Here is a 17121-nt window from a genome sequence, read left to right on the forward strand (position 1 = left end):
TTAATGACCCAAGCTACAGCTTCACGCCTGAATAAGCAATCGCTCTAACAAGATTCCAATCCATCATGGAAGATGGGTTATATTTATAAATTTTTTGAAATTTTTTCAACGCTACTTTTTCGTAGCTCATGTTTCGATGACGCACTCGTAAGCCGTAGGCAATCAAGTTCAAGGCAGCCTGGTCCTTCTTGTTGGCAATCACCGCCTTACGTTTATATATCTTTACAAAAGACTGTCGCGCATTATCCAGTGCAACTTTACTTACCGCCTCCGGCAATTCGCCATTCGTCATATTAAAGACATCAAACCATTCTGATTTAGTCACCGGAAACTTACCATAAACCTGCCAATAGGTTTCAATCACGCTCATTCTCTCGCCAGCTCCCACATTACTCACCCACTCCGAGCCAGTGCGAATAAAACTCGTAATTAAATCCTGGGAGAATTTATTAATATTTTTGCCGGCAAAAAGTTTTATAATTTTCTTATCAGGCGTGCTTGTGCTATTACTAACAAAAGTTATTCCCAAAATCTTATCACTCCGCAACACAAGATCTTTTTCCAGATCAAGATCGCCCTCACCGCCAACTTCACCTTTCTCAATATTCAAACCCTTAACTTCTTCCTGAATAATCAGTGGGATAATTACAGGCGGCACAATAAACACCGGTACACTTGAGGGGGGAATATAACCTGATGATGACGTAATTTTCTTAAGCACAGTGTCTGACACAGCCACACCCTCGTAACCAGCCTCAGTAATTAAATTAAATGTCAAAGTCAGCGTGCCATCACTCAGCTTAGAAACATCGAGACCGGAGACAACACTGGTGGCCGTCGCCACAAGACCATTTCCACTAATCGCCGGGGTCTTAACATTACCATCATCAACTGTGTAGTAGTAAGTCGCTCCAAGCTCAACGGCCACATAGGTAAAAGAGAGGCTCTTTTGATTACTACGATCAATTAAAGATTGGTCAATATCAGCGCTGTAGCCGAATGGAGTTTTTGTATCAATCCTAAATAACGATGATGACGCAAATAGCGCATCGTTGCCCGCAATATCAGTAAGAACAGAGTCTAATACGACGTAATAATCTTCGTCAATTCCATTATCGATACCATTGCCATCGACTCCATAATATCTGAAATTCATAACATAGGAACTATTATTATCAATCCAACCAAAATTCAAAAGCTCCCAATCCTGACTGTCACTAAATTCGCCTATTTGGCTATCATTATCTACAAACATTTCTTCACCAAAATCAACCGTTACCGTTTGGAGTAGATCACCTCTATGAATAAGATAATTATCAATAGAAATCGCAGCTAGTGGCGCTTTTGTATCAATATTTAGGTAGCCTATCGTGCTTGTGCTTTCTGGGTTACCTACCAAATCGATTGCCCCGGTACTTTTTATAACCACCCCAATCTGCTCCTCATCCACATCTACCAATCTAAACGATTGCATCCAAACATCATTAGCATTATCATCTGTGCCCCAATGTCCATTAGATGTTGTTGAAATAAAACTAGTTGTCGGACCAAAAGAAATAACTGGATCAACACCAGTATCCATTATCTCATTATAAGTAACCGTAACATCAAAAGTAGGAATCTGTTCCGTAACTGTGCCGTTTGTTACATTAGCATGCCCAACTGGATTTGTCGTATCCTTAATTATCTCCGAAGTTGTGGATATCTTAGTGTTTCCATATTCATCCTCAGCCCGAACATAAAATGTAAACGCATTAATGCCACTAGTTGCCGTATCTGGAAGATTAACAAATCCGATAATATCACCAATTGTGGTCACACCACTTTCGCAAGTAGACCAATCATTTCCATTAATTCTGCACTCGATATTAACGACGTTTAAATCACTAGCATGCGGATCAAATTCTATCACGCGGTTAGCGTTGACAACATCTCCAGACGCTGGTGCAGAAATGCTTATATCTGGGCCAATGGTATCAATAAATAAATAAAGAATATCACTTTGCGCTCCATCTACCCACACTGGGTCAATTTCCGTCCCCTCGTTATGCCAGATTAAATAAGTCAACGATGATGTTCCATCGGTTAGTTGTCCATGATTTAATGTAAAATCATATTGTTTGGCAGTATCTTCAGTATTTAAAGTTATCGCCTGATGCCCAGCGAAAGTGCTTTCATCACAGCCTACATCTATATCACAAATTTGTCCTTCATCGCTATACAATTCAAGAACATCCCCCGCACTACTACTAGCCAAAGTAACAGACACTAAAAATCCAGCCTTCTCTTCCAGATAATTCACGGCAAAATCATCATAAAAATCACCAACAACAGTTGGCGCATTTGAACTTTCTGCTAAAACTACTAAATTATTAAACGGTAACGCTAATAGAGAAATAACTACTAAAATAAAAATCACGCTTTGGGATTTCTTAAAAAATTTTTTCATACACGAATACAATATTTATTAAAAATTTCAGAATCTTTTAAGTTTTGTTTTTAGAAAAAATTTTTATTTTATTTATTTGATTTTTATTTTATTCAAGACTTCTTGGATCTCATCATCACCATATCGTCCACCACTCCACAAAAGCAATCCATCATTTTCCAATCTTGGAATAATATGAAAATGAAGATGGGAGACAACTTGACCAGCAACCGGATCATTGTTCTCTTGTATATTATAACCAGTGATATTGAAATTTTCTTTCAAGCTCTGACCGATTTTTTTTACTACAGTTATAACACGACAAAGATCGTCATTGGTCACCTCCTCCATATTCGCATAATGATTTTTGGGGATGACTAAAACATGTCCATAATTAACGGGGGCGACATCCAAAAAGGCTAAGACAAAATCATCTTCATAGACTTTGTACGACGGGATTTCACTTGAGACAATTTTACAAAAAATACACATACATTTTGTAGACGCTAGTGATTAAACCACTGGACAACTAAAATTATTTAATAATGTTATTCGATAATTTTAGTTGTCGAGCCGCCAAGATACCTAGTTGTCTTATTATGCTAAATTTGCCTTTATTTTACTCAAACAAGCCTCTGCTTCTTTTTCACCATATCCGCTTGAAGGCCATCTTTCTAATCCATCACCCTCATCTCTTGGTACTAAATGAAAATGCACATGAGGCACGTGTTGGTTTGCAGCACTCTTATTATCCAAAAACACACTATAACCCTTCACGCCCAAGCCAGCCAAAATCGCCTTACCAACCTTCTTCACAACAATAGCCATCGCCGCCATATCTTCATCAGTTAAATCTTCAACATCGGAAACATGATTTTTTGGTGCGATAATTGTATGCCCAGGACTAATCGGCAATATGTCAAAAAAGGCCACCACCTTATCATCTTCATAAACTTTATAACCAGGAATATCCTCGTTAACGATTTTGCAAAAAATACAATCCATTTTTTTTAATATGAATTATTAATTACCCTCCCTAGGTGGAAAATTACTAATTCACAGTAATTAAATTATTTTAAATTAAATCTTATATGGTGACTCCCCATCTGTCTCCCAACGAATCTCATCAACCTCGGCGTCTTGCTTTTGGATTCCTTTATACAGTCTATCTGGAAGATTTATAGAATAAGCGTCAGTCTCAGAAATGCACTTATAACCATGCACTACTCCCGGTGGCACAATCACCATTGTTGGATTATTTTCACCGACTTCCATTTTGATATGCTCACCCTTGGTTGTGGATTCCTCACGGCGATCCCAGAGATACAAATCATAACTTCCAGGCCCAACAAAGACAAAACAATCAGATTGATAACGATGTTCGTGGGGACCACGCGCCACGCCTGGTTTAGTTACGCTGATATACGCCATAGCCGGATTGTAATCAGCCTCGTCATGACGATAAAACTCCGCCAACCACCCGCGAGCGTCTTCATATTTATTAATCTTCTTAATAACTACTCCGTTCATAATTTTATTTACCTAACTCCTTAAACGTCGGCATGCCAGTTGTTGGACTGGTTGGCACATAAATTGTGCCTTGGCGATCCTTTAGGGTATTAATATATTGATAATACAAATAATTAGTGGTTAAACTCTCATTGATAATCTTTTGTGCATCACGTTGACCTTCAGCTTCGATTATTTTTCGCTCCTTTTCTTTCTTTTCTGTTTGCAACAAGAAATCATATTTCTGAGTGCTTTGTTCGGCTTGTAATTTTTCCTGAATTGATTTAGCTAGATTCTCAGGTAAACGCACATCACGCAAAAGCATATCTTCCAAGACAATTCCTCTTGTGTCTAATTCCGTCTGAACTTGATCTTTAATCTTTTGTGCTGCCTCCTCTCTCTTGCTTGAATACATTTCCTTGGCCTCGTAACCGGCTACAATATTTCGAATTGCCGTACGGATAATTGGGCGGATAATTTTTTCATTATAGTTTATCCCTAATTCTCTATAAACATCTGATGCCTTACTCTCGTCAAGATGATAAAGAGCGGTCAAATCCAATCCGACGCTCAAACCTTCTTTAGTCAAAGCAGTAATTGAATCATCACCCATTTTATTACCCTCACCTGAAACAATACTCATGGTATACTCTTCAGTTCGAATGCTCATTTTCTCAACACGTGCCAGCGGAATCACCAAATGAAAACCTGATTTTAATTCATTGTCACGCACCTTGCCAAACAAGGAATAAACACCAGTCTCGCCCGCATCAACCACCACGATTGAAGCAAAGAAAAGCCAAAGGCCAAAAATGGCAATTATTCCAGTCACTACACCTCTTTTTACATTGTCCATATTTTTAAGTTTATCCATGTCGATTGCACCAGACATGGGATTATTTAATTTTTTTCTTGAAATGAGATAATTTATACCAAAAATGACTCCAGCGACAACCAACAAAAAAATCCCAAATTTACCAAAAATTGGGAAAATAAAAAACATTAAAAACAACAAAAATGGTAAATTTTTCAATAAATCTTTATTCATATATTATATCTGCTTCTTCTTGGGAAGCATCAATAATATAATAGCAATAATCATCCAAAGAATCAACACTTTAGAGATGTTAATATATGCCAAGACCACCCGTGGCCAAACCGCTTCCAAAATAGCGAAAATAAGCAAAGAAGCGGTTAAAACGTAGAATAATTCTAAAAAAATAGTTTTCGTTTTGGTATTAAGTGATAATGTCATAATTATTTAAAAATATTTTTTATTCGACTAATAATTGACCAGCCTGTCAAGTCAATCCGCATTTCATTTATTGTAATGCCATCATCAACATCATCATATCCTTTTAGACCAGGAATTGAGACCAAGAAGCTATATTTTCCTTTTTCACGATAAGCATAACGTAAATCCACGGATACATCCACCTCTTTCCAGTCGTCATTCGCAGTCGGCGACTGATAGCGCGCCAAGACGTATTCAATACCATCATTTTTTACATCAACATTGGTGTCCATTTTTTTAATACTCGGATTAAGCAAGGCGTCAGCTGTAAAGCTAAACACACCATTGCCGTTCAAATAAATTCCGTCTTTTTCCAAAACAATTTTAGTTGACTTATCTACGCTCAACTCCTTGATCACAGCCGCTTCAAATTGTTTATAGGTTTCCGTCAGTGGCAATTCATTTTCACCCACCTTGATTATTTGTAAGGAACTAGGGTAAGTTGTTTTACTTTGAATTTTTTTACTATCAGTAAAAATGGTCAAATTTCTTTTGCCGGCCTCGTGCAGTCTAATTCCATTTATAAAAGCAAGCTTATTTTGTTTTGTGCTAATTTTCTTAGTCACAATATCATCGTTAACTTTCACTTCAATTTTATAAACCCCAGTGCCCAGGTCCGGCATCTCAAAACTCATTTTTTGCACCGCATTTTCTTTACCATCGTCGGTACTATTCCCATCATCATTTATCTGGCGAGTTTCAATTAAGTCATTATCGTAAAAAAGTCGCACCTCAATCGGATCTTGATCCCTGTTTTTATTCAGATCAATAAATTCAAAATTATAATCCAAGTTTTCATTATCAATATAAGTATAAAACTGATACGCCCCACGCATCGCCTTGTCAATCACTAAATTTCCAGGCATTGCCTTATAGTCATTGAGTAAATACTCAGTTTTCAAATCATAATTGAAAACCGCCACCTTGCTTAAATCAATTTTTCCTGGATCATCCAGCGCAGACAAAAATTCATTCACGCTCGCAAATTTCTTTTCTTTTTGCAATAACTGCAAATCACCGTCATTAATTCTATCCCACACTAAGGCAATTGAGTCGATTAATTTATTCTCTACTGGTTGTAGATTATAACGCCAAGAAACCTTGTCCACCAATGGACCAACCTCAATAATCGGATTCATTAAATTATCTGTGCCTATATTCTTATACCTCAAATGCAAAACCGCCGACTCGAAACTCCGCGGAGTGTGCAAAGTAAAATAAACCGGGTCGCCCAGAATGGTATTCGGATATTGAATATTATTCACCCGCTCCTTCGGCGTCAATGCGCCAATAAACTCATCGGTCTTATCAAAACGATAAATATAGGAAATCCTTCCAAAAGGCACAATCCCCAAATACAAAAGCACGGCAATGACAGCCGTCAATAAAGACCAGAGAAGTATTCGGATTTTTAGTTTGAATTTATCCATTTATCATAATTACTTCCATTAATTATTTCATTTCTCCAATCCATTTCAAATACTCGCCATCAATTCTTTTGGCCAACTGCGCGATCTCATTGGAAATCTTTCTCACCTTTATCGTCTTGTACTCAAGACGGACTGCTTTCGTAAAGCGATGAACGCCATCGAGAATAATCCATTTCCCCTGATGTTTATAAATTTCAATCGGGTATTTTAATTCAGCCAACTCAACCTGTTTGGCATGCGTAATTTCTTTTTCAAAATTAGCAATTAACATTCTTGGGGATAAATTCCAATCATCAGTTCCCTCCTGTTCTAAATATGGAATATCTAAATTATATTCAATTTCGGATATATTTATCTCTTCCACGGGAATATTCATAGCCCACAATTTTGGCTCATCGATTTTAAATCCGACGTTTAATATTTTAGGTATTGGCATAATAAATATCATTAATAATATTTATTATAGCTTATTTAACATTAATTTTCAACCAACAAAAAAACTCCACCAAAGGGAGTTTTTTAATTAAGATTCAAATTTTATTCCTCACCCATCACATCCTCAACTAACACCTCTTCCACCTGTCGATTATTATCAATTCTCTTTTCCTTGTACTTCTTGATCGCCATGGTCAAATGATCTTTGACGTTGTCGATTGATCGGTATAGGTCCTCTTCTGTCTTCTCAACGCGTAGTAACTCGCCGGGAAGGTTTAGGTTTACTTCAGTGCGAAAGATTTCGCCCTTGTTGTGATGATTAGATGTCATCCCTACTTCGACGTCACAGTTCAAGACTTTGATACTGCCCAAATTTTTTTCGAGCATGTCCATTTTTTCTTGAACATAATCCTTGATTGCGTCGGTCAATTCGATTTTTGTGGATTTAATGTTTATTTTCATACTTTTATTATAGTACTTAATTATTAAAAATTGATTAAAAATTGATTACAATTTAATTTCCCTCGCCTTTGCAGGAGAGGGTTAGGGTGAGGTAGAAACTTTATTAATGCTCCCTCACCCCGACCCTCTCCCGGCGGGGAGAGGGAGAAGTATATTATTTAAAAACTTTCAAAACATCTTTCAAGGTGACCACCGCCATTAACAACAATAAGAGAACCATACCGACAGTATTCACAGCATTTTCCAATTCCCTTTTTACTGGACCGCCTTTAATTTTTTCAATAATCAAGAATAAAACACGACCACCATCTAGCGCTGGGAACGGCAAAGCATTAATAATGGCTAAATTCACTGATAATAATGCGGTTAAGTTTACTAAATAACCAAAACCCATACGGGCGGCTTGGCCGACATACTTTGCAATCATAACTGGTCCACCCACTTCTGTGCCAGCGCCTTGACCCATGACCAAGCTTTTGATAACAAGGAAAAAGGCTAGCACCATTTTTATTAACAATAAAATCGTGAAGGATATTCCCTTCCAAATTGCTAAATACCAAGGGTAACGAACAACGCCCACGTCAGTAATGCCAATACCGATACCGCCCTTGCCTGTTTCTACTAACTTCTTCGGTGTAATTTTTTTATCCAGTACTTCATTATTTCTCTTAATTTTATAAGTTAATTCCTTGTCAATGTTTTGATCAACAAAAAGAATTAAATCCGCCGTCGACCCAAACTCAACATCGTTAATACTGACAATAATATCATTAGGCTTTAAATCTGCCACGCTGGCCGCACTGTCTTTCAAAATTTGGTCAATAATTATTTCGTGATTTGTAACAATCGCCTTGGGATCAACGCCATCTAATGACTGTGGCAATCCAAAGGCAAAACCGATGGAATACAAGAACATAGCTAAAAGCACATTCATGGTTACGCCCGCTAAAAGAATCATTGCCCTTTCCCAGATTTTCTTATTAGCAAAATGATTGGGATCACCGCCCGCATCTTCGTCTTCAAGTAGGTTCACAAAACCACCAAACAGCATCCAATTGACTGAATAAATAGTGTCCGCCGCATCGATTATTTCTCGTTTTCCCCAAACCTTTTTCCAAGTACCATCAGTGCTCTTGTAAATACACCACACTCGTGAAGGCAGGCCGAGACCGAATTCCACGGGCTTTAAGCCACGATTCTTGGCTGCCCAAAAATGGCCGAACTCATGCGCCAAGACTAGTACTGACAGAACTAAGATAAATACTATTATTGTTAGAAACATAGATTATTTTTATTTACTTGTGTTTAATTAAATTGTCATCACCTCTACCTCTTTTTTATCCCGAAGTGCCTTCAACTCTTCATTTTTCTCATGCACTTCCTTGTCTAAGTCGCCGATGAAAATAAAACGATTATCTTCGGAAATTTCTTTATCCTTTTCTGCCTTTTCAATCTTGCTTTTTACTTCTTCTCGAATCTTGCGGAATTTAATACGGCTTTCTTCGTGTTTTTCATTTAATTTCTTTACTAAGTCCTTGCGGTTTTCTTCCGTCATTCTTGGCACTGTTATGCGTAATTGCATGCCTTCATTTACCACTCCAACGCCCAAATTTGCCTCTACAATAGCCTTTTCAATGGCCTTTGACACGCTTTTGTCCCAAGGAGCCACCACGATACTCTGAGCATCCGCAACGGTAATAGAGGCCATGCTGTTCAGGCCAGCTCTAGATCCGTATGCCTCAACCTGGACACCGTCAAGAATTGCCGGATTGGCGCGACCGGTTCGTAAAGTCGCGATTTCTTTTTTAAAGAAATCAATCACATTTTCAAATTCTTCCTCGTGTTCTTGAATATATTTATTCATACTTTTTTCTTAATATTAAAAATTAAATTATTATAATCCATCACTCAAAATTCAAAATTTGAAATTCAAGATTTTCGACATTATTTATTTAAATTAACTACTCCCAAATAAATCACGCTTGGATTTTTTTGGTCAATCAACAATCTCCAGCCAGCGCGACTAGTCGGCAAGGGCAAAGTTTTCCAACTCTTGCCACCATCAAGCGATTTGTAAAAAGTCGAATTGGTAGTGTAGTAGATTTCATCAGTATTAGCATAGTTAACGGCTATGGCATTAATTGTCGCTCGATCTTCTGCAGAAATTAATTCTAGCTTTGTCCAAGTAGCGCCATTATCAGTTGATTTTAACAATCCATAATAAGTGGCTAAATATAAAGTGCGCCCGTTCTCATTATCAATCACTAAAAAATCTCTAATATCATACTTTAGCTCATTATCCTTCAAGGCATTATCAATCTCAACCATGCGTGACCAATTCTGACCAGCATCATTGGTCCTATAAACACCTTTTTTATAGGTGACTACAAACATTTCACGACTATCCTTGTTATTAATAATCAACTTAGACACTCTGTCTTCAAAACGATTAACCACCTGCCAAGCATTGCCACCATCATCACTTTTAATTAAATCACCGCGCGAAATAACGGCATAAATAATAGCACTATTAATCGGATCGACGGCGACGCGATTTACCATTGATACTTGATCATTATCTTGATAAATTTGTGACCAAGTACGATTACAATCAGTAGATTTCAAAATCTTATTTGCCCTAGTTACGAAAATATTACATTTGTTTTTCGGGTCTACAGCGAGAAACTCGATTGTTCCCTGGCCCAACCCTCTATCAAGTAACCAAGAAACACCCGCGTCGTAAGTATACAAAAGACCATTATCAATACTACCAAAATAAAGCGCCTTATTGTCGTTCGGATCCATTGTTATTGAAGATACATTTAAACTGTTAAAATTTGAAGCCTTGCCGCCTGCCGTTGCAATAATTGAAGCATTGGCCCAAGTCTCACCCTTATTCACTGACTTAAAAACACCGCCAAGATTCTTGGCCGCTGTGCCTGACCCACCAGTATTGATGGTAATACAACCGGTAAGTACAAACATTAAAATTGGTAAGAAATATAAGTATTTTTTCATATATTTAAACTTGCACCGCTACACTTTCGATAACGGTTTTAAAATTAACATTCGCGACTAAATAATTTTTCGCTATTTTAATATTTTTTAACAACTTAATTATATCTGCACTTGTTCGTGCCATCATAAATTTCTTAATCTGAGTCTCAAATTCGCCATTTTGGATTAAGAAATTATTACTATATTTAAAAAGGAAGCAATCACGCGCCACACCTTCCCAAATTTCCAAAATTTTCTTTGCCTCACGCACATCGTCCTGGTCTACTTTCTTAGTGCCAATAAAATCGCTCACCGCTTGCAACCTTTCGTTGATATCCTGATCAATAAAATTCAAAAATAATTCAATTTGATTAATATATTTATTATAATATCCCTTATCCTGTAATAACTTCATCGCTAAGGCCGGGCGCCCCAAACTCATGCGCGAAATTATTTTCGCTTCATCACGTTTTGCCTTGCCGACATTTAGCAAATGGTCGTAAATCGTATCCACGGGCACGGGCCAAAAATTCATCACCTTTGCGCGCGATTTGATCGTCAAAGGAATCGCATCCAGGTCATTAGTAATCAATATAATGATAACATTTTTTTTCGGTTCTTCCAAAGTTTTCAAAAGCGCATTCGCCGCCTTTTCGCCCAGCATATCCGCGTCCTTGATGATGCCGATTTTAAACGAATTCAAAAACGAGCTCATATTTAAAACATTGATCAAATCACGGACTTGCTCCACAGAAATATTTTTCTTTTCAATATCTTTCTTCACGATATGACAATCACCATGCGCAATCTCGTGTCCCATATCCAACGCCGAAAAAAACTTGCAAGATTCACACTCGCAATCGTCAGCCCCATCAGTAGCCTGGCACAATAAAGACTTGGCAAAGTAATTCGCCACGGTAGTCTTGCCCAAATCCTCTGGTCCATTAAATATAAAAGTCCCAGTCAATTGACTAGCTTTTTCATTATGTTTATTGGCTAATAATCGCTCCAAATACTCAGTTACGTGAGCATTGCCGACATGCGGCCATTTTAGCTTTGATTTCTTAATTTCCATGAGTTTATTTTAGCATTATAGGGAGGATTAATCAATTTAGCTAAATATTATAATCAAATTTCAATTCCAGGCCAAATTTTTCCCTAAAATATTCCACAACCTCATCGTCTGACTTAATATTTAATTTATTTACCCCTATAAACAAATCAAAATACTTATCCCTAAACTCATCCAATTCCTGATCCTTGTTTTTCATTTCGCCAACCGGTTTAATCTCCACAAATCCATTTTTCGAATAAATCCTCGTTACATTTTTTATTGTTTCTGGAAATTTAAAATAGCCCTTAAGGTCACCGCTACTTGGCATCAGTCCGGCAACGAAGCATATTGGCAATTCTTTGGCTTTTTCAAATTCAAAACCAGTCGGGTGATAATGACCAAAATATTCTTCACTAAAAATAATACCACTATTCCTTGATTTATTACCAATACTTATCGAAATCAATTCATCAGAGTGCTTAACGATTGAGATTTCAAATGAGTTATTCAGTTTCGCAAAACTACTCAAAATTAAATGCAATTCACTTGGCAAAAAATTCTCTTTACTAAAAAATAGATTGATTTTTTCATCTGTGTAATTAGCATTTTTTGGCAACATCTCAATCACCTCATCAACGGTCGATACGGTTATTGGCTTATTGATTGAATTTTCCGGTATTTGTAAAAACCAATCATAAAAAGCCACTTTTTCTGCGTCAGAATAACTTACTTTTAATTTACTTTCTATTGTAGCAACCTTTTCATTGGTCACAATAGACTTATCAATAACATTTTCTGTTTTATTTAGATCAATTTTATCGTTTTGTGGCCGTTCGTCGTGCATACTATATAATTTTTAAATAGATAAAATAATTATCGCATCACCACCGCATCCCCAACCTTGTTCCTAATTTCCGTCAACAAAAAAGTCGAATTCGCCACGCGGAAATCGGTTTCGATAACTTTCTTTTCTCCATTTAGACCAATTTCGAAGATGACTTTATTTTCACCTTTGTATTTCGTAAACAAATCACGCAAACGTTCTAGGACGCCGGCGTCGATGGTTTTGTTGAAAATTAAGCGCAGGTCTTGATTAATGACGTGACTGCTACTTTTGGCTTTGTTGCCATATTCAGCTGAGTTGAATTTTGCTACCACTTCACGGATATTGCGTAGCGAAACAGCCGCGGCTGTATTGGCGAGGATTTTTATTTCGTTATCTTTGTCGGATTTTTTACCTTGGATAATTACAGCCTTGCCTTCTGTCCAGATTGAGAAAGTAGTTTTGTATAAATTTGGAAATACCAAAACTTCAGCACCGCCAGAATCGTCCTCTATTTTAACGAACAACATTGACTTACTGGTTTTGGTGATAATTTTTTGAATCTTGGTAATAATACCAGCTACTGTCATTTGATCTTCATCCTTAAACTCAGGCACTCTTTTAAGAGGAACAATAATTCCTTCTAATTCTTTACGATAATCAGAAAAAGGATGATCAGAGACGTATAGACCTAGTAATTCTTTTTCCCAGCGCAACATTTCCTGCTTATTGATGGCTGGGGCGCTGTTTAAACGAATCATACTACGCACGCCAACATCCAAGACGTCGGCGAAGAGACTGGTTTGTTTGCTGTTTTGGTTTTTCAACATTTCCTTGTTGTAGGACAACATATTGTCGACATTCGCCAAGAGCATGCCGCGTTCGCCAAAATCATCGAGGGCGCCCGTCTTTACCAAGCTCTCTAGGGATTTTTTATTTAAATCTTTGTCGGTCACACGTTCAAGTAAATCCGTAATATCTTTATATGGACCGTTGATTTTTCGTTCGTCAATCAAGACCGAAGCGATGTGAGAGCCCATATTCTTGACGGCGCCGAGTCCGAAGCGAATCATGTCGCCAGACTTGCGCTTGCCCACTAATTCCCCATTTTCAAAATTTGATTTCACCACCGTAAATTTTTCAAATGATTGATTGACGTCAGGACGGCTCACAATAATACCCATTCTTTGTGCTTCTTCAATTTCCACAGCCAAACGTTCAATATGTTGTTGATCAGCCGTCAAAAGCGCCGCCATAAACTCAGTTGGATAATGCGCCTTGAGGTAAGCGGTTTGATAACCGATCATGGCATAACACGCCGCATGCGAACGATTAAAACCATAGCCAGCGAAAGGCTCGATAAATGAAAAAATCTTTTCCGCCAAACCCTCTGACATACCATTGGTTTCAACGCAGCCTTTGATAAATTTTTCTTTTTGCTCGGCTAATAATTTTACAATTTTCTTACCCATCGCCTTACGCAAGACATCGGCGCCAGCCATGGTAAAGCCAGCCAAATCGCGAGCCATCTGCATGACTTGCTCTTGGTAAATCGCGACACCTTTAGTTTTTTTCAAAATCGGTTCTAATTTTGGATGCAGATAGGTCAAAGTCTTGCCATGTTTGCCGGCAATATAATCAGGAATCCACTCCATTGGACCTGGTCGATACAGTGCGACCATGGCAATAATATCTTCAAACTCAGTGGGACGCAATTCACGCAAATAGCGCTTCATGCCACTAGATTCAAATTGGAAGACACCAGTTGTTTCGCCATCGGCAAATAGTTTGTAAGTCTTCACATCATCAAGAGGGATTTTTTCAATATCAATCTCAACATTGGCTGTGCCTTTAATAATACGGATCGCCGATTCAATGATGGTCAAGTTTTTTAAACCCAAAAAGTCCATTTTCAATAAACCCAAATCCTCAACCGGATGTAAGGAATATTGCGACACGATACTACGATCGGTTGAAGATGCATATTGCACGGGCACATTTTCTACCAAGGGGTCCTTGGTAATCAAAACACCACAAGCGTGCGTCGAGGAATGACGGGAAACGCCTTCGAGTCGACGCGCATAGTCAATAATATTTTTGGCCTGCGGATCAGACTTATACATTTGTTTAAATTCATCCACGTCTCGTAAAGCCTCATCCAGTTTCGTAAACATCGGAATCGCCTTGGCCAGTTTATCCATATAGTCATAAGGCGCACCCAAAACACGACCAACGTCCTTGACCGCCGCGCGGGCCGCCATAGTTCCAAAGGTAATAATCTGTGCCACATGATCTTTGCCATACTTATTTTCCACATATTCCAAAACCTCACCACGGCGAGTATCAGCAAAATCAAGATCAATATCAGGCATTGAAACACGGTCAGGATTTAAAAATCTCTCAAATAACAAATCATATTCCAACGGATCAAGATTGGTAATACCAGTTAAATAACAAATCAAAGACCCAGCCGCGGATCCACGTCCTGGTCCAACCACAATCCCCTGGTTTTTGGCCCAGTTTACAAAATCAGCCACAATCAAAAAGTATGATGGCCAACCCATACGTTCCACCACGGACAATTCATAATCCATTCGTTCGCGTATCGCATCACTAACTTCGTTATATTTTTTGTCATATCGCTTACCCAAACCATCCTCGCACAATCTTCGCAAATAACTAGCTTGATCAAATCCTTCAGGCACGTCAAAATGTGGCAATTGCACCTTGCCCAATTCTATCTCCACATTACACATATCAGCAATTTTCACCGTATTCTCGATTGCATCCGGCGTGTCCTTGAAATCCTCGATCATATCCGCGGTAGAGCGGAATGAAAAATCATTTCCCAACTGACACATTCGATTTGTATCCTCTTTTTTCTTTTTGCCCTGCATGCACAACAAAATATCCTGCGCCTCATCATCTTCTTTACGCAAGTAGTGCGAATCATTCGTTGCAACCAGGGGAATATTTAATTCCCGCGAAATCTTGATTAATTCCTGATTTACCAAATCTTGCCCTTCAAGGTCGGGATGATGTTGCAATTCAAAATAAAAATTATCCTGTCCAAAAAGTGTATTATATTCCAAGGCTCGCTCGCGTGCTTTTTCCAAATTGCCAGACCGAATCAAAGTTGGAATCTCACCACCAATACAAGCCGTACAAGCAATTATACCCTCATGATATTTTTCCAAAACTTCCCAGTCGATACGCGGTTTGTAATAATATCCTTCAAGATGAGCAATCGAGGTCAATTTTAATAAATTTTTATAACCTTGATTATTTTTCGCCAATAAAATCAAATGAAAATTTCGCTTCTCATCTGTCCGCGTAATTTTGTCGTGTCGCGACCGCGGTGCTAAATAGGCCTCCACTCCAATAATTGGTTTGATTCCCGCTTTTTTGCATTTTTGATAAAACTCAATTACTCCATACATTACACCGTGATCCGTAATCGCTACCGCTGGAGATCCTTCTTTTTTGACAAAATCAACCAACTCATCAAGTTTGGTTAAACCGTCGAGTAGTGAATAATGAGTATGGACATGGAGGTGGACAAATTTCATAAGGTATTTAATTAATTATTTGATACATTTTTTTAATCTGTTTAGGCCAGTTAAACTCCGCAATCGCTCTCTCTCTGCCCTGCGTACCTAGTTTTTGGCAAAGCTCTTTATTCGTCGCCAAGGTAATAATCGCCTCTTTGATATTTTCCATATTTTCTGAATCAACCAAAACACCTGAATAAGCACCACGGATGGCATCGGCTACGCCACCACTATTACCACCAATTACAGGTTTGCCGGCTAAATTCGCCTCCAGGTAAACGATACCAAAGCCCTCGAAGTCGCCATCGATATTGCGTGACGGCATAATAAATATATCACAAAGCGCCAACCAAGCCCATTTGTCCTCATCGGACAGATTATCTAAATACAAAATATCTGATCCTACTTTTTGACAACTCTTTATATAATCTTCATCAGGACCCTTGCCTGCTAAAACATATTTCGCATTCGGTACGACCTTGTTTACCTCACTCATCACCTCCACAACCTTATCAAAGCCCTTACGCTTGACCAGACGGCCAACACTCAAGAGAACAGTTTTATCTTCTAGGTCATATTCTTTTTTAATTTTTTCCACCAAGGCATCATTGCGCTTAAAGTCATCATTAATTCCCGGATTTACTACATCCACCTTCACCGCGGACACTTCACCAAGAAAGTCCTTCACCATATTAGCTACAAAATTATTGCTGCAAATTATATTTTTTGAATTATTTAAAATTAATTTTGTCAAAAACTTTTTTCTCTTTCGCCTGATTGCAAAAGCAAAATCCATACCATGAATTACCACCGAATAGTCAGTCATAGTAAATCGTGAAACAAGATACGTCACTGTCCCCAATGGCAAAAGATGTCCAACAATAACATGATCTATTTTATTTTTTAAAATATAATAAAACAATTTAAATATACTGGTAATCCATTTAGGATAGACCAATTTCGAGATCAAGCAGCATTGGGTAATTTTTTTATTTACAATTTTTTTCTCAAAATTGGCCATGACAAAAATGTCATCCTGGTCTGGCCAGTGTTTAACTATATTTTCATAGTAATTCGCCACTCCACCCTTAAACGGTGGATATTCTAATGTAAATAATAAAACTTTCATAAATTTCTA

The 17121-nt window shown here is 37.9% G+C and carries 16 protein-coding genes; all 16 read right to left on the reverse strand.

Annotation, left to right across the window (positions count from 1 at the left end):
• Positions 1-13: 13 nt before the first annotated feature.
• The 16 genes from KKD45_01255 to KKD45_01330 all read right to left on the reverse strand — a co-directional run bounded on the left by KKD45_01255 (position 14) and on the right by KKD45_01330 (position 17112).
• Positions 14-2449 (reverse strand): hypothetical protein, encoded by a 2436-nt coding sequence (locus KKD45_01255; protein MBU4309132.1) that lies wholly within the window; start codon positions 2447-2449, stop codon positions 14-16.
• A gap of 72 nt (positions 2450-2521) precedes the next feature.
• Positions 2522-2920 carry an HIT family protein gene (locus KKD45_01260; protein ID MBU4309133.1) on the reverse strand — a complete coding sequence of 133 codons (399 nt, stop codon included), beginning with the start codon at positions 2918-2920 and terminating at the stop codon, positions 2522-2524.
• A gap of 105 nt (positions 2921-3025) precedes the next feature.
• Entirely contained in the window at positions 3026-3433 is a 408-nt protein-coding gene (locus KKD45_01265) for an HIT domain-containing protein (protein ID MBU4309134.1), read from the reverse strand.
• Positions 3434-3508: 75 nt separating this feature from the next.
• Complete coding sequence (locus tag KKD45_01270) at positions 3509-3958, reverse strand: dTDP-4-dehydrorhamnose 3,5-epimerase family protein (GenBank protein MBU4309135.1); 450 nt, start codon at positions 3956-3958, stop codon at positions 3509-3511.
• A gap of 4 nt (positions 3959-3962) precedes the next feature.
• On the reverse strand, positions 3963-4985 hold the full coding sequence (locus KKD45_01275) for a prohibitin family protein (protein MBU4309136.1): 1023 nt from the start codon (positions 4983-4985) through the stop codon (positions 3963-3965).
• 3 nt (positions 4986-4988) lie between these two features.
• On the reverse strand, positions 4989-5192 hold the full coding sequence (locus KKD45_01280) for a hypothetical protein (GenBank protein ID MBU4309137.1): 204 nt from the start codon (positions 5190-5192) through the stop codon (positions 4989-4991).
• A gap of 2 nt (positions 5193-5194) precedes the next feature.
• Positions 5195-6661 (reverse strand): hypothetical protein, encoded by a 1467-nt coding sequence (locus KKD45_01285; protein MBU4309138.1) that lies wholly within the window; start codon positions 6659-6661, stop codon positions 5195-5197.
• Positions 6662-6683: 22 nt separating this feature from the next.
• Positions 6684-7097 (reverse strand): hypothetical protein, encoded by a 414-nt coding sequence (locus KKD45_01290; GenBank protein MBU4309139.1) that lies wholly within the window; start codon positions 7095-7097, stop codon positions 6684-6686.
• A 101-nt stretch (positions 7098-7198) separates the two neighbouring features.
• Entirely contained in the window at positions 7199-7558 is a 360-nt protein-coding gene (gene raiA / locus KKD45_01295) for a ribosome-associated translation inhibitor RaiA (GenBank protein ID MBU4309140.1), read from the reverse strand.
• A 154-nt stretch (positions 7559-7712) separates the two neighbouring features.
• Positions 7713-8840, reverse strand: a complete 1128-nt coding sequence (gene rseP / locus KKD45_01300) for an RIP metalloprotease RseP (protein ID MBU4309141.1) — start codon at positions 8838-8840, stop codon at positions 7713-7715.
• 27 nt (positions 8841-8867) lie between these two features.
• Positions 8868-9422 (reverse strand): ribosome recycling factor, encoded by a 555-nt coding sequence (gene frr / locus KKD45_01305; protein MBU4309142.1) that lies wholly within the window; start codon positions 9420-9422, stop codon positions 8868-8870.
• A gap of 80 nt (positions 9423-9502) precedes the next feature.
• On the reverse strand, positions 9503-10576 hold the full coding sequence (locus KKD45_01310) for a hypothetical protein (protein MBU4309143.1): 1074 nt from the start codon (positions 10574-10576) through the stop codon (positions 9503-9505).
• Positions 10577-10580: 4 nt separating this feature from the next.
• Complete coding sequence (locus KKD45_01315) at positions 10581-11630, reverse strand: DNA polymerase III subunit (protein ID MBU4309144.1); 1050 nt, start codon at positions 11628-11630, stop codon at positions 10581-10583.
• A 40-nt stretch (positions 11631-11670) separates the two neighbouring features.
• On the reverse strand, positions 11671-12453 hold the full coding sequence (locus KKD45_01320) for a hypothetical protein (protein ID MBU4309145.1): 783 nt from the start codon (positions 12451-12453) through the stop codon (positions 11671-11673).
• Between the two features lie 29 nt (positions 12454-12482).
• On the reverse strand, positions 12483-16001 hold the full coding sequence (locus tag KKD45_01325) for a DNA polymerase III subunit alpha (protein ID MBU4309146.1): 3519 nt from the start codon (positions 15999-16001) through the stop codon (positions 12483-12485).
• Positions 16002-16008: 7 nt separating this feature from the next.
• The gene (locus KKD45_01330) at positions 16009-17112 is read right to left on the reverse strand and encodes a glycosyltransferase family 4 protein (GenBank protein ID MBU4309147.1); all 1104 of its coding nucleotides are present in this window, start codon (positions 17110-17112) and stop codon (positions 16009-16011) included.
• Positions 17113-17121 lie beyond the last annotated feature (9 nt).

It is taken from the genome of Patescibacteria group bacterium (assembly GCA_018897195.1).
In the GTDB taxonomy this organism is placed as follows: domain Bacteria; phylum Patescibacteriota; class Patescibacteriia; order Patescibacteriales; family UBA12075; genus JAHILH01.

Bases quoted from the DNA above. Each gene is read 5' to 3' on its own strand.
- KKD45_01255 (MBU4309132.1), bottom strand. From the start codon at position 2,449: ATGAAAAAATTTTTTAAGAAATCCCAAAGCGTGATTTTTATTTTAGTA.
- KKD45_01260 (MBU4309133.1), bottom strand. From the start codon at position 2,920: ATGTGTATTTTTTGTAAAATTGTCTCAAGTGAAATCCCGTCGTACAAA.
- KKD45_01265 (MBU4309134.1), bottom strand. From the start codon at position 3,433: ATGGATTGTATTTTTTGCAAAATCGTTAACGAGGATATTCCTGGTTAT.
- KKD45_01270 (MBU4309135.1), bottom strand. From the start codon at position 3,958: ATGAACGGAGTAGTTATTAAGAAGATTAATAAATATGAAGACGCTCGC.
- KKD45_01275 (MBU4309136.1), bottom strand. From the start codon at position 4,985: ATGAATAAAGATTTATTGAAAAATTTACCATTTTTGTTGTTTTTAATG.
- KKD45_01280 (MBU4309137.1), bottom strand. From the start codon at position 5,192: ATGACATTATCACTTAATACCAAAACGAAAACTATTTTTTTAGAATTA.
- KKD45_01285 (MBU4309138.1), bottom strand. From the start codon at position 6,661: ATGGATAAATTCAAACTAAAAATCCGAATACTTCTCTGGTCTTTATTG.
- KKD45_01290 (MBU4309139.1), bottom strand. From the start codon at position 7,097: ATGCCAATACCTAAAATATTAAACGTCGGATTTAAAATCGATGAGCCA.
- raiA (MBU4309140.1), bottom strand. From the start codon at position 7,558: ATGAAAATAAACATTAAATCCACAAAAATCGAATTGACCGACGCAATC.
- rseP (MBU4309141.1), bottom strand. From the start codon at position 8,840: ATGTTTCTAACAATAATAGTATTTATCTTAGTTCTGTCAGTACTAGTC.
- frr (MBU4309142.1), bottom strand. From the start codon at position 9,422: ATGAATAAATATATTCAAGAACACGAGGAAGAATTTGAAAATGTGATT.
- KKD45_01310 (MBU4309143.1), bottom strand. From the start codon at position 10,576: ATGAAAAAATACTTATATTTCTTACCAATTTTAATGTTTGTACTTACC.
- KKD45_01315 (MBU4309144.1), bottom strand. From the start codon at position 11,630: ATGGAAATTAAGAAATCAAAGCTAAAATGGCCGCATGTCGGCAATGCT.
- KKD45_01320 (MBU4309145.1), bottom strand. From the start codon at position 12,453: ATGCACGACGAACGGCCACAAAACGATAAAATTGATCTAAATAAAACA.
- KKD45_01325 (MBU4309146.1), bottom strand. From the start codon at position 16,001: ATGAAATTTGTCCACCTCCATGTCCATACTCATTATTCACTACTCGAC.
- KKD45_01330 (MBU4309147.1), bottom strand. From the start codon at position 17,112: ATGAAAGTTTTATTATTTACATTAGAATATCCACCGTTTAAGGGTGGA.